General features: G+C 44.6%; 11 protein-coding genes, 1 tRNA gene and 3 pseudogenes. 11 read left to right on the plus strand and 4 right to left on the minus strand.

Going from position 1 to position 13,242, the window contains the following annotated elements; all coding sequences use genetic code 11:
- Positions 1-52: 52 nt before the first annotated feature.
- The 4 genes from F6K38_RS25865 to F6K38_RS25880 all read left to right on the plus strand — a co-directional run bounded on the left by F6K38_RS25865 (position 53) and on the right by F6K38_RS25880 (position 4,634).
- Positions 53-673: a vWA domain-containing protein gene (locus F6K38_RS25865; protein WP_287311052.1), complete on the plus strand. Its 621-nt coding sequence runs from the start codon at positions 53-55 to the stop codon at positions 671-673.
- Between the two features lie 307 nt (positions 674-980).
- Entirely contained in the window at positions 981-2,264 is a 1,284-nt protein-coding gene (gene ldpA / locus F6K38_RS25870; protein ID WP_287357932.1) for a circadian clock protein LdpA, read from the plus strand.
- A gap of 165 nt (positions 2,265-2,429) precedes the next feature.
- On the plus strand, positions 2,430-4,373 hold the full coding sequence (locus F6K38_RS25875; RefSeq protein WP_008190737.1) for a R3H domain-containing nucleic acid-binding protein: 1,944 nt from the start codon (positions 2,430-2,432) through the stop codon (positions 4,371-4,373).
- 189 nt (positions 4,374-4,562) lie between these two features.
- Positions 4,563-4,634 (plus strand) — tRNA-Gln (locus F6K38_RS25880).
- Positions 4,635-4,732: 98 nt separating this feature from the next.
- Here the strand turns inward: F6K38_RS25880 and F6K38_RS25885 are convergent.
- Together F6K38_RS25885 and F6K38_RS25890 are read right to left on the minus strand one after the other, a co-directional pair.
- Positions 4,733-5,617, minus strand: coding sequence for a hypothetical protein (locus F6K38_RS25885; RefSeq protein ID WP_287248018.1), 885 nt, complete (start codon positions 5,615-5,617; stop codon positions 4,733-4,735).
- Positions 5,618-5,823: 206 nt separating this feature from the next.
- Positions 5,824-6,426, minus strand: coding sequence for a DUF1517 domain-containing protein (locus F6K38_RS25890; RefSeq protein WP_008190740.1), 603 nt, complete (start codon positions 6,424-6,426; stop codon positions 5,824-5,826).
- Positions 6,427-7,025: 599 nt separating this feature from the next.
- Between F6K38_RS25890 and F6K38_RS25895 the strand changes: the two are divergent.
- From F6K38_RS25895 to iscB, 5 genes and pseudogenes are all read left to right on the plus strand, one after another.
- Positions 7,026-7,220: pseudogene (locus F6K38_RS25895) on the plus strand (transposase); the annotation flags it as partial.
- Positions 7,135-7,437: an ATP-binding protein gene (locus tag F6K38_RS25900; RefSeq protein WP_044495539.1), complete on the plus strand. Its 303-nt coding sequence runs from the start codon at positions 7,135-7,137 to the stop codon at positions 7,435-7,437. The pseudogene F6K38_RS25895 and the gene F6K38_RS25900, both read left to right, overlap by 86 nt.
- Before the next feature lie 845 nt (positions 7,438-8,282).
- A complete protein-coding gene (locus F6K38_RS25905; RefSeq protein ID WP_044495541.1) occupies positions 8,283-8,552 on the plus strand; it encodes a hypothetical protein in 270 nt (89 codons plus the stop codon).
- Entirely contained in the window at positions 8,476-8,832 is a 357-nt protein-coding gene (locus tag F6K38_RS43575) for a sodium:solute symporter family transporter (protein WP_008190749.1), read from the plus strand. The genes F6K38_RS25905 and F6K38_RS43575 overlap by 77 nt, the downstream gene beginning before the upstream one ends.
- A 208-nt stretch (positions 8,833-9,040) precedes the next feature.
- Positions 9,041-9,715, plus strand: a pseudogene (iscB, locus tag F6K38_RS25910) (RNA-guided endonuclease IscB); the annotation flags it as partial.
- A 3-nt stretch (positions 9,716-9,718) separates the two neighbouring features.
- Here iscB and F6K38_RS25915 read toward each other — a convergent pair.
- A pseudogene (locus tag F6K38_RS25915) lies at positions 9,719-10,324 on the minus strand (iron-containing alcohol dehydrogenase); the annotation flags it as partial.
- Between the two features lie 419 nt (positions 10,325-10,743).
- Entirely contained in the window at positions 10,744-10,908 is a 165-nt protein-coding gene (locus tag F6K38_RS43580) for a carbohydrate porin (RefSeq protein ID WP_131827430.1), read from the minus strand.
- 116 nt (positions 10,909-11,024) lie between these two features.
- Between F6K38_RS43580 and nadA the strand changes: the two genes are divergently transcribed.
- Positions 11,025-11,999, plus strand: coding sequence for a quinolinate synthase NadA (nadA, locus tag F6K38_RS25920; RefSeq protein ID WP_008190756.1), 975 nt, complete (start codon positions 11,025-11,027; stop codon positions 11,997-11,999).
- A 147-nt stretch (positions 12,000-12,146) separates the two neighbouring features.
- A partial coding sequence (gene nadB, locus F6K38_RS25925) for an L-aspartate oxidase (RefSeq protein WP_287357933.1) occupies positions 12,147-13,242 on the plus strand: 1,096 nt, incomplete at its 3' end.

Raw genomic sequence — 13,242 nt, forward strand, 5'->3', positions numbered from 1 at the left:
GATAAGCTAGATTAAGAAATCGTGGCAGTTAAGGTAAGGAGGAAATTTTTTCGTGGGAGGTTCACTCGTGGAAGACCGTGACTATACGTTAATCATCGACAAAAGCGGCAGTATGTCTAGCCCAGACTACCAAGATAGGAGCAAAAGTCGATGGCAGATTGCCCAAGAGTCTACCTTAGCAGTGGCCAGAAAATGTGAACAGCTCGATCCAGATGGGATTACGGTTTACCTGTTTTCTAGTCGCTTTAGACGGTACGATAATGTTACCTCAGATAAAGTAGAACAAATTTTCCAAGAAAATGATCCCATGGGTCGCACCGATCTCGCTGGTGTGCTTAAGGATGCCACCGATGACTACTTTAAGCGCAAAGCGGCTGGGCAAACCAAACCCAATGGGGAAACATTATTGGTGATAACCGATGGTGAGCCAGATGACCGCAAAGCCGTAATGCGAGTCATCATTGAAGCATCTCGGAAAATAGACCGGGATGAAGAACTAGGCATTTCACTGATCCAAGTGGGCAATGATTCCATGGCAACTCGGTTTCTGAAAGCACTTGATGATGATCTTGAAGGGGCTGGGGCTCAATTTGACATCGTGGACACAGTCACTCTGGAAGACATGGAGAATATGACCTTAGCCGAGGTTCTGCTTAACGCGATTATTGATTAACCTAAGCTAGCCAAGATTCCCAATGCTTAAACTCCATCCCACGACTAACTATCACGTGGGATGGCTTGTAATCAAAAGAATTTTGAATTAATTGACACCATTATTTTATTGAGATCAGCTGTAAAAAATCAACCGCTACATTTAGTGTAAGAAGAAAACCAACTACCCTAAATCTGCATTTTTTGAAAAAAATTGAGGGAGTTTCCCCCCCGGAAAGGTTTGTAAGCGCCTCAAAAAAAACCTTTTTCATTACTCGAATTGTAAAATTAGTCTCCCCATTTTCGGCTTAAAGATTTAGCATATAAGAGTGACTGAACTTTACTATCCCTTACATTCCTTAAGGGAGGGTCATTGGTTCAAGCTCATTTGCGGAGCCAGTTTTCAACACCTCCCTGCTGTTAGAAGCCTAACCTTGGCTTACACCCTCGCCGGTGCCGATTGTATTGATGTGGCAGCTGACCCGGCGGTCATTTCGGCGGCGAAAGATGCCTTACAAGTCGCCAGCACCATGGGAAAAGAAGCCAAACAGCGAGGGTTTGGCTTCCTTGGCAGACCATGGCTGATGGTGAGCTTGAATGATGGGGAAGACCCCCATTTCCGGAAAGCCGAATTTGACTCGGATTTGTGTCCAGGGGACTGCCCTCGTCCCTGTGAAAAGATTTGCCCAGCACAAGCAATTACTTTCCAGAATGGCAGTGAAGCTTACTCTGGTGTGCTCGACCAACGCTGTTATGGCTGTGGTCGTTGTCTGCCAGTTTGCCCCCATCAGCTGATCACTACTCGGTCATACGTATCAGCTCCTTTTGCGATCGCACCCCTGATTCGAAGCAATGGCGTTGATGCTATAGAAATTCACACCAAAGTCGGGAATTTACCAGATTTTAAAAGACTCTGGCATGCGATCGCACCCTGGTGCGCTCAACTCAAACTCCTAGCCATTAGCTGCCCAGATGGTAAAGATTTGATTGACTACCTAAAAGAAATCTACCAACTAATCCAGCCTTTACCCTGTCCTCTAATCTGGCAAACCGATGGACGTCCTATGAGTGGGGATATAGGCATGGGAACAACTCATGCTGCTATCAAACTCGCTGAGAAAGTCATCGCTGCTGGATTACCAGGATACGTACAGTTAGCTGGTGGTACCAATAACCACACCGTCAGCAAACTAAGAGCAGCTAAGCTGTTGAACCGCCAAGTTGGTAGGTTGCCCGTTGAAGGTTCTAAAGAATTGTTGAAAGTTGGCAGGTTGCCGGTTGAACGTTCCTACAACAACCTTGGCCTTTCGGCCAAGCTACGGGAACAACCAAATAACCTACCCTACTCGAACCCCAAGGGCGAACAACCAAATAACCTATCCTACATTGCCGGTGTGGCTTACGGTAGCTACGCCCGAGTTCTACTCTCACCGATTGTAGAAAAATTAGAACAAGACTATGACAAAGACGTTGATCACCACCAGGGATTCGTTCCTAATCCCTCCTCTAGAAACCTTGAGGATGTACCAGATCTGCTCTGGCAGGCTGTGGCAACTGCCCATGCCCTGGTTGCTCAACTCAAATCCGTCAAAAAAATCCCCAAGAGTATCTAATTTTCTTGACTTTAATCGAGAAAGAATGTTCGATTAAATTGGGATAAAAATCGTCAAGTATTAGGAGTTAAATTAGACATGAATTAAATCCAATATCTGACCAATAACCGCAATTTAAATAGGGCAAAACGTAACAGCAGAAATCGCTTTATTTGAGCAAAACAAATGGTGAATTTTCCACTAAGCAAGTTTTCAGATCAACAAGTGTCATTCAATCAAGAATCACCAGTGGTTTATGAAAATAACTTGGTTGAGGCGATGACCGTAAGGGCTCAATCCTCAGAGGTAAGTGACAATCTTCAACTAGATTGTGGCACTCTACCTACCAAGGAACACCAAGACACAGTGGACAAAACTCAGAGGATTTCAAACTGTCAACAAATTACAGATGACCTGCCAAAATTACTAGACATTTTGCCAGCCGAAATTCGCTCATTATTGGAGCAACATGCTGAAAGGGACAGTTTGATCGAAGTGATTATGGATCTCGGTCGCTTCCCAGAAGTGCGCTTTCGTGATCGGGCAGAGTACCTTTCTGATCAACCAGTTACTATCGAACAAATCAATCACTGTGTTGAGCGAGTGGGATCCTTTAGCGGTGATAACCGAGCCGGAATTGAGGGCACCTTGCACCGCATTAGTGCGATTCGGAACCGTCCAGGGGAAATTATTGGCTTAACCTGTCGTGTTGGTCGAGCGGTCTTTGGTACCATCGGCATGATTCGTGACTTGGTGGAAACTGGTAAGTCAATTTTGATGCTCGGGCGTCCTGGTGTAGGCAAAACCACTGCTTTACGGGAAATTGCCCGAGTTCTGGCAGACGAATTAGACAAACGGGTCGTGATTATCGACACCTCTAATGAAATTGCTGGAGATGGCGATATTCCCCACCCAGCTATTGGTCGAGCCCGACGGATGCAGGTGGCTAGCCCAGAACATCAGCATCAGGTGATGATTGAGGCGGTGGAAAACCATATGCCAGAGGTGATCGTTATCGATGAAATTGGCACAGAACTAGAAGCTCAGGCCGCTCGTACCATTGCGGAACGGGGGGTGATGCTGGTGGGAACTGCTCACGGCAATCGGATTGAAAACTTGATTAAAAATCCCACCCTTTCCGATTTAGTAGGCGGTATCCAGGCTGTCACCCTAGGCGATGACGAAGCCAGACGGCGAGGCTCTCAGAAAACCGTTTTGGAGCGCAAAGCCCCCCCAACCTTTGAAATCGCTGTAGAAATGCTAGAGCGTAAGCGTTGGGTAGTACATGAAAGTGTTGCGGACACGGTTGATAATTTGCTCAGGGGACGTCAACCAAATCCCCCAGTCAGGACAGAAGATGAAAATGGGAAGGTCACCATTACCCGAGAATTACCTAGCGCTCCAGTTGCCACTCCCCTAAATGGTCGGAGCAGGGGTCACCTTACCCTAACGACTCCTAGCCAACCAAAAGGTTGGCGTTCATCTGGACAGATGAAGCCCCTATCCCTTCAAGAACCAGAGCCAGCTCGAGAAAATAGCATGTTTGAACAGCTGCTGGCTGAATCTTGGTCACAGCAAGAGCTCTTGGGTCAAGGGATGCAGATGTTAGGACCAAATGGTGAGGATTTGCCACTACAGGTCTATCCTTACGGCATTAGTCGTCATCAAATCGAGCAAGTGATCCAAATCCTAAATTTGCCTGTGGTCTTGACAAAAAACATGGATACTGCTGATGTGGTTTTAGGATTGCGATCGCATGTCAAAAGCCACTCCAAGCTCAAGTCCATTGCTAAATCTCGTCAGATCCCGATTCACGCCATCAAAGCTAGCTCCATACCCCAGATTACTCGGGCATTAAGGCGTCTGTTGCACATGGATGACCCCACAATTCCCGATGCTGCTGATTTGGAGTTATTTGCCCAAAACGGTAGCGAGGATGAAATCGAGGCTCTAGAAGAAGCCCGTTTAGCAGTTGAGCAAATTGTGATTCCCAAAGGCCAACCCGTAGAATTGTTGCCGCGATCGCCTAAAGTGCGGAAGATGCAACACGAGTTAGTTGAACACTATCGCCTCAAGTCTTCTAGCTTTGGCGATGAACCCAACCGACGTTTACGGATTTATCCGGCCTGAATCTAAGTTAAAGAGGAAGAGGGGGGACAAAGACAAGATAGCTCATGCCATTAATATCTCTTTGTCTTCCTTCCGGCCGGTAACCATCAACCCATCACCCCATCACCCTTTAAGCCAAAGGAAAAATAACAAAAAAAATACTTGACATATTCCCAGTCAAATCTGTTATCATCTTAGAAGTGGAATCAATGGGGTGTAGCCAAGCGGTAAGGCAGCGGGTTTTGGTCCCGCCATTCCTAGGTTCGAATCCTAGCACCCCAGTTATATTAGTCAGTGGCAAACTAGCCTGATAGTGCAGCAAAAAAAGAAGCTTCTAAAGTCAAAAGAAGCTTCTTTTAGGTTTTTAAGGGGCGTTAAAACTAGCGGCGGCGTCTGAAGGAACGACTACCACCACGACTACTACCAAAGCCAGAACGCGTCCGCTTCGTGCTGCCAAAACCACTGCTTCTGGGTTTGGCTTTCTTAGTACTCGATGGACTAGAGGTGCGTAACTGACTTGAGCCGAAACCCTTTCCTGTGGAGCGATTAGCGTTGGGTGAGGCTTTACGAGTAGTTGCTTGATTAGCTGCAGGAGATTTTCTTAAGCTACCAGTCGTGCGGAAAGAGCGAGTATTTTTAACCACAGGTGGCGGTGCTTTGTACCTTGTTTCATATCGCTTCACTGCTTGACTATAGCTGTTACCATACCCACCATAACCAGTTAAAACTCCTCCCGGTTGATAAACTGGTGGAACATAGTATTGAGGTCGAAATAGCATACTACCGATAGCTTGACCAGCCAAAGCACCAGCAAACGGAGCCCAGAAACTGGATTGCTGACGCACGATTACTGTTTCTTGTTGACCACTTTGAGGATTAGGTCTAGTCTCAGTGACATTGTGGACATATTCAATCCGGAAGTCTTCAGTCAGGTACATCACCGGCTGATTGTCATCAATACTCAGATACGTATTTTCCCCAGCAGCAACCTGCTCATCAGTCAGACGTGCCATCTGCAAATCCCTGCTCCGAAACACTGGTGGACTACCCGCAGGAGTATTGAGCACCATTAGGGTATATACCCCATTAACATCATCGTAGGTTGCCTGTTGTACGGGATATTTCCCATCACTCAACCGAGTCGGAGTAAAGGAAGTATTGCCACCCCGATTCAGCGACACTTGGCTTGAGTTAGGAGAACCACACCCTACTGTAGTCCAACATAGGGTTAGAGATAGAACAAAAATCGCAATTGTACGTAACATATAGTTAAAAAAGTTTTCTTAAATCACTATTGTTCTGTTAAATCATTATTGTCTAATCGCGCTTTGCTATGGGCTAGCGTTCTTTGCAAGACGAAAACTTGGGGATGATGTTTCGTTCGTCTTGGCCATCACCCCATCACCCCATCACCTGATTTACTGATAGTGACAACTATAACACTATCTATATTTATTTAATTTACTTATGATTACAGGGGAACCAGTTCCGGGAAATTGAGTAAAATTTGCTCATCAGTCAGTTCATCACCCAACTGTGCTGGAGAGAAGTGAACCTGAATAGCTTGCAAACTTTCCTGATAGTGGAGATTAATCAATGCCTTTAGACCTGCTTCGAGGTACTCAACACTAGCTAGGTTAGTTTCTAGTTCAGGAACTTCCCCTTCGTAAGCTACTGTGATCATAACAATTACGTTTTGGGTCACAGGTAGGGATAAAGGTTCGTTTTCACCTAAGGGTGTAGTGAAATCTGGTTCAGACAGATAGCGCCCAGCTGAGTCAGTAAACAGTTCATTAACGTAGTCCCCAGCTTCTCCTTCTTTCCAGAAGACATCCCCTTCATTCGCTGCGGATTGCCAGTAGATCTGCAGCTGTAGGAGGTTTTGACAAATTGCTACCAGTTCTTCCCCTAATACCTTCAAATCCCCATCTGATTCAACGGCTTCCCGTGCCGCACGATTGAGTACCCCCAACAAGGGTGTTACTTCTGAACCAGCTAAGTGTACAAACAAACGAAAAACTACAAATCTAGTTTTGCCACCAAATTTATTTAAGCGATCGCGCCAAGAGCTCATCCTTCTGTCGGCTGACTTACGCCGTTAATTAATCTCAATTACCCTATCTATCCTACTCTAGCGCATTGCTCACTACCCATACTGGATCTCCGCAAACTGGGGTTGCTCAGGCAGAGGAAGGGGGTTAGGTAGGCAAAACCAAGTCAACTGTGTAATTCCTATAACAAAAGAAAACAGGAGCGATCGCGTCTGCACCAGTCAACCACAACTGACTGAGCCATCACTCCTGATTACACCCCGTTTTTTTTTCTGTAGCGCTTTATACCACTTATCTCAAAAAACTACAACAGGTTTTCTATGTATCTAACTGGGTTGAGTTGAAGGGGATCTCACCACCTAGAAAGATTCTGAGGGTTGAGTGTTAACCCTCAACCATTAACCGTTAACCGTCAACAATAAATCAGTTGCTTAGGGCAGTGCAAGTTAACTGATGAGGGGGTTTGGGGGAGCGATAAGTCCCGCACTGGTCGAATAGAGACAACTGAATCCAAGTTGCGGTGGTTTTAGTGGGTTGATCGAAGCCAATGACCATTGGATACCTTGATTGTGACATCGGTTCCCCTAGCATATTATGAGTTCGTTTTTCTTGCGCTTACCCTGGATGGCATACCAGTAAGGGGGTAGAATTACCAGAGGGATTGCATTTAATATTTTTACCTTCTCACTCACCGGAATTGCAACCAGCAGAAAGATTATGGACTCTGGTTGATGAGCCAATTGCCAATCGCTCATTTGATACTCGCGCAGCAGCTAGAAGTTGTTCTCTTTCAAAATCTGATCAGCAATGCCATTAAATTTCAAGCACCAGGGAAATCCCCCCAAGTCAAGGTTTCAGTAAAGCCCGTAGACTATCCTGGCACTGGTATTGGTCTAGCCACCTGCAAGAAGATTGTGGAAAATCACGGGGGACAGATTGGGGTAGAGTCTGAGCCTGGAGTGGGAAGTACGTTTTACCGAAAAAATTGGGTAATCGCGCCCCGTCCTTATAGGACGGCTTTCTTTTTCAGCTAAAACTTGACAGTTTTCACAGAGCGTGTTATAATAAAAACCATTACAATAAACTAAAAAGCTAGATAAATACTATCTAATCATAAGTAGACAACGTAAAAAATATGTATGAGATACGTATTGCGTAATTTGGTCTAACGACTACAACGTCTATGAAAAACTTAGATAAAAAAGTATAAAGGTGCGCTTGACCTTGGCGAATTTAATTCGCCACGGGTCGCACCTCTGTCTATTCATATAAAAAAGGTACGGTGGGGCACACCGAAACCTAGATCTATGATCTAAACGCTTGGGGAGATTTGTCCTCTACTTTTTCTGACTCCGGTTTGAAAGAGCCACGACGAGTCGTAGAGCCAAGAATCCCCGCTCATAAGCGGGCGGGGAGTGTCAATTTACGCTTCCTGCACAACACTGAACACTAAGCACTGAACACTAAGCTTTGCAATAATATTATTCTTCCAACGCGAGTAACAACGGGATTAACATAGCAAGAACACAACTTGGTATAAGCAACCCCCCGAAATTATCGGTATTTAATCGAATATGATACTATAGGAAAAACTTTTTCCTGATCGGTGTAATAGCTTGTAGGAAACGGTATCGCCTTGAAATTTTAAAGCTCTCTAATCCCCTTTCTATAAAAGAAATTAGAGAGCTGATTATGGCGTCATGGCTAATCCTTAATTGGACGACCATTACCCATTACCAAAAGCGAATAAAAATTTTTAGTGGCAGACATCCGGGAGAATTTGTTTCAGTTTTATACCATAGTATTCATACATGGTATTCATAGCTTGGGAGTTCGCAAACCGGAGCAGTTAAACCTCAAAAACCTTAGATAAAAACTAATGGAATCAGGTATTACAATTTTCAGTTTTGGATTGTTTATAGTAATTTTTTTGTGGATTGGGGCTCTAGCTGCTAAATCTTCCGATAATACAGAATCCGACTACTTACTTGGCTCACGCTCTTTTGGGAAAGTCTTTGTGGGTCTGAGTGCTGGAGCAACGGGAAACAGTGGATGGATTATGAGTCGGTATTGTGTTGGCTGGTGTCTTTTCTGTCATTGCCTCTACAGCGGATTCCCAACTTCTGGTTTGTTCCAGTGCGATCGCTAGAGATATTTCTCCGGGGTTGGATCGGAGGATGTCCCGGAAATATGGCGTGAAATACGAGCAATTCATGACCTTAGTGGTGGGACTACTCGCTGTAATTGCGGCGATTTCTATTTCCTCCACAGTGTTTTCATTGGTTCTTTTTGCTAGTGGAGCTGTGGCCAGTTCCCTCGGTCCAGCAATGCTGATGATATTATTGAAAAGGCGAACTCATTATTTAGCATTGAACTCTGTCAGGAGCCTGGGAGTAGCAAACCCCACGGATAAATCCGGGGGCTTGTGAATCATTACCTGACCAGCCCAAGTCCCATCAGGGACTACGTTATCAGCAAGAGTTAAAGTTCCTACCTTGAAATGCGACGCTAGTTTCAAGCTCTAGAACCGGATTGTTAAACATCTTTATCAGGTTAAGGAAGTGCAACGCGCGAAAGTACCGACTGATAACATTGGCGCAGCGAACTTTACCCTAGCAATAGGAGAATACTCACATTATGCGAGTTTTTGTACTTGATAAAAACAAAAAACCATTAGACCCATGCCAGCCTGCTAGAGCTAGAATCTTGCTCAAACAAGGAAGGGCTAAGGTCTTTAGGAGATACCCGTTCACAATCATCATATGCGATTTGGAGGAATTGGAATGTGTGACACATAATCATCAGATCAAACTTGACCCTGGTTCTCAAACAACAGGTTTAGCAATTGTTCAAGAAAAGGTGGTTGTTTGGGGTGCGGAACTAACCCACAGAGGTCTTCAAATTCGAGATGGTTTAACCTCACGTAGAAAGTTGAGAAGTTCTCGTAGAAACCGCAAAACTCGTTATCGACAGCCACGGTTTCTTAACCGTAAACGTCCTGATGGGTGGTTAGCTCCCAGTCTAATGTCGAGAGTTCATAATATTCTCACATGGGTAAAAAAACTTACTCGATTTTGTCCGATAACTGGCATTTCTCAGGAATTAGTTAGGTTCGATACTCAGAAGATGGAAAACCCTGAAATTTCTGGAACAGAGTATCAGCAGGGCACACTCTACGGATATGAAGTTAGAGAATATCTACTTTCCAAATGGAATCGTAAATGTGCTTACTGTGGTGTGACTGATACTCAACTAGAGGTCGAACACATCAAACCTAAATCAAAGGGCGGTTCTGACCGAGTAAGTAACCTAGCAAGTGAGGTATGGTTCCAGTGTATGAGTGAAGGAGTCAACTATCCCGTTACTGATTTGGTGTCGTGGCAGGGAAAAAGTTACTGTGGGGTCTAGTACGGAAAAGCGGGGAAATACTAACTCGCTTCTCCTCTGGAGTTTTTCTTGACTGGAACGTCTAGTTACTACAAAATAAGAGTTCATTTCTGAACCAGTCGCTGGCAAGGTTAGTACTGTCCCCAAAGGCAGTGCTGCTGTTAATGGAGCATTGGCAACTAAGATGTCCCACAAGTCCCCAACAAACGGAACCGCCACTGCGATAAATTTGGTAGCATCAATTACAGAACCGCCACCGACAGCTAACAGGTAAGTTATCTCTTCAGTGCGAGCAAACTTGACAGCATCTAACAGTATTTCCAGCTCAGGGTTAGGGGTGATACCACCGAATTCTAGAACTGTATGTTTGGCAAGAGCAGCTTTGACTTGTTCATATACCCCGTTCTTTTTAATGCTGCCGCCACCGTAGGTCATTAAAACTCTGGCATCGGTGGTAATCTCATTAGCAATAGCTGCAATCTTACCTTTACCAAATAGAACTTTAACAGGGTTGTATAAGTCGAAGCAATCCATTGGGTTACCTTCGATAGTGATAAACTAAAACGTTTGGTTGGTTTTGGTTAGGCTATCTATAAACATAGCAATCAACTATCAATATTCCGAGCCTAGGTTGTCTTTTATTTTCAGTCTTTTCATGAAGCCAGTTAGTTGTTCAGTTTGAGATTCACTTGATTAACCTTCCCTAATTCGGCTGAATTAAAAATCTTACCCCTTTAATTTTATTTATAATCTAATTTGGCTGTTTTTTTTAATAAAAATTAACATAGCCCATAAGTAAGTTTTCCGATCATAAAAGTTGTAATAGTAAAACTATACACTTGTCAATACCCTCCCCCAAAATTACTGAATCGAAGAGTGGGGGGATATCACGGGGAGCGAAATCGGCTCATAGTTATAATCATCAAATCAACAAAATCAAATCAACAAACAAATTAAAAACCAAATTGGATTTTGATCATTGGCACTAGGATACTAGGGTTTTTACTGTTGTGTTCTGGGTACAAAATTACAACTAGACCGGGAGTGATGCAGATCTTGTGATGAATCGGGTAGCGATAAAAGGTCTCTAAGTGGTAAGATCCGCAGAAAGATAGCAGAACTTAAGGAAATTTTCCTAGTACACCACCCAGTGGGCTACCGCAGATTTAATATTTATTAAAGAAAGAAAAGCTTCAAAAACTAGTAAACTAGTCAGAAATAGGTAAATAATACGATGTTTACAAATGTCCTCCCAAAAACAACCCTAGAGTTGGAGTATCCGCCCAAAGACCTTTTTGAAGCGATTGAAGACCTCAAACAAGAATTAAACGCAGTTATTCTCGCTCACTATTACCAAGAACCAGATATTCAAGATATTGCTGACTATCTCGGCGATTCTCTAGGTCTTTCTCAACAAGCGGCGGCTACAGATGCAGATGTTATCGTCTTTGCTGGGGTTCACTTTATGGCAGAAACTGCCAAAATCCTTAACCCCAATAAATTGGTACTACTCCCCGATTTAAACGCAGGTTGCTCCCTAGCTGACAGTTGCCCTCCCCAAGAATTTGCGGCATTCAAAGCAGCCCATCCTGACCATTTGGTGGTATCTTACATTAATTGCTCCGCTGCCATTAAAGCGATGAGCGATATCATTTGCACCAGTTCTAACTCAGTTAAAATCGTCAACCAAATTCCGAAAGACCAGCCGATTATTTTTGCCCCAGATAAGAACTTAGGTCGCTATGTCATGGAGCAAACCGGACGGGAGTTAGTCCTGTGGGAGGGGAGCTGTATTGTCCATGAAACCTTTTCTGAGAAAAAGATCGTGGAACTGAAAATACAGCATCCTGAAGCGGAGTTTATTGCCCATCCAGAATGCGAACCCCCTCTATTGCGTCATGCCAGTTACATTGGTTCCACAACAGGTTTGTTAAAGTATATCCAGCAAAGTTCAACGGAAAAATTTATCGTGGCTACTGAGCCAGGAATTATTCACCAAATGCAAAAGAGGGCACCCCAGAAAAATTTCATACCTGCTCCAGGTATGGATAGCAATTGTGCCTGTAACGAATGCCCTCACATGCGGCTCAATACTTTGGAGAAGCTGTATCTAGCCATGAAGCAGAAAACACCAGAAATTACTATGCCGGAAGATATCCGAGTAGCGGCGTTGCGACCAATTCAACGGATGTTGGAGTTATCAGTGTAGTGCTGTAGTGCCCCTGAGCAGGTTGACACAATTACTTGACAAAAGTATAAGTTATAAGTTAGAGCTTATAACTTATTAAGCAATTTGTCTTGTGAAAACGAATAACTGCTTAGGGATTAATCAAAAATTAGTGACATATGATCTATCGTGCAAGATTTTAAATCATCCCCTGACGAGTCTTCCAGATCTGCCAATACTCCCTCCCAATTTGACATCATAGTGGTCGGCAGTGGTGCAGCTGGGCTTTATGCAGCCCTTTGTCTACCTGCTCATTTGCCGGTAGGTTTGATTACCAAAGACACCCTGAAAACAGGCTCTAGCAACTGGGCTCAGGGAGGAATTGCTGCTGCTATTGACCCATCTGATTCCCCAGAGCTTCACCTAGAGGATACCCAGCGAGCGGGTGTTGGTCTTTGCGATCGCGAGGCGGTAACGTATCTGGTGGAAAATGCCTCTGCTGCCATTGACTCTCTAGTGAAGATGGGAGTAGCCTTTGACCGCAAAGGCAAAAAGCTAGCCATGACCCTAGAGGCAGCCCACTCTCGTCCCCGCGTCCTCCATTCCGCAGACACCACCGGTCGAGCAATTGTGGATACGCTGACTGGTAAAGTTTTAGAGCGTCCAAATATTCAGGTGCTATCTCACGCAGTGGCTTTGAGTTTATGGCTCAATCCAGCAACTGGTCATTGTCAGGGGATTAGCCTCCTCCATCAAGGTCAGATATCTTGGCTAAGAGCCTCTGCGGTAATCCTAGCAACAGGTGGTGGCGGTCAAGTGTTTGCCCAGACCACTAACCCAGCCGTAAGTACAGGAGATGGAGTAGCACTGGCTTGGCGGGCTGGGGCAATTGTTAGAGATTTGGAGTTTTTCCAATTTCATCCCACAGCTTTAACCAAACCAGGGGCACCTCGATTTTTGATTACAGAAGCTGTCCGGGGAGAGGGGGCACATTTAGTAGATCACAAAGGCGATCGCTTTGCTTTTAATTACCACCCTTCAGGGGAATTGGCTCCTAGAGATGTGGTAAGTCGGGCAATTTTTAGTCACTTAGAAAAAACCTCCGCCGATCCTAGCCACGGGAATGTTTATTTAGACTTGCAACCCATTGAGCCAGAGCAAATTCGCTATCGTTTCCCCAATATTATTAACGTATGTCAACATTGGGGCATTGATATCTTCAAACAACCCATTCCCGTTGCACCTGCTGCCCATTACTGGATGGGAGGAGTGGCTTGCGATCTGA

The sequence above is a fragment of the Moorena sp. SIO3B2 genome, from assembly GCF_010692525.1.
GTDB lineage: Bacteria > Cyanobacteriota > Cyanobacteriia > Cyanobacteriales > Coleofasciculaceae > Moorena > Moorena producens.

Excerpts from the sequence above, each read along its gene's own strand:
- F6K38_RS25875 (WP_008190737.1), top strand. The coding sequence starts at position 2,430 with ATGGTGAATTTTCCACTAAGCAAGTTTTCAGATCAACAAGTGTCATTC.
- F6K38_RS25900 (WP_044495539.1), top strand. The coding sequence starts at position 7,135 with ATGAGCCAATTGCCAATCGCTCATTTGATACTCGCGCAGCAGCTAGAA.
- F6K38_RS25885 (WP_287248018.1), bottom strand. The coding sequence starts at position 5,617 with ATGTTACGTACAATTGCGATTTTTGTTCTATCTCTAACCCTATGTTGG.
- nadA (WP_008190756.1), top strand. The coding sequence starts at position 11,025 with ATGTTTACAAATGTCCTCCCAAAAACAACCCTAGAGTTGGAGTATCCG.
- F6K38_RS25905 (WP_044495541.1), top strand. The coding sequence starts at position 8,283 with ATGGAATCAGGTATTACAATTTTCAGTTTTGGATTGTTTATAGTAATT.
- F6K38_RS25890 (WP_008190740.1), bottom strand. The coding sequence starts at position 6,426 with ATGAGCTCTTGGCGCGATCGCTTAAATAAATTTGGTGGCAAAACTAGA.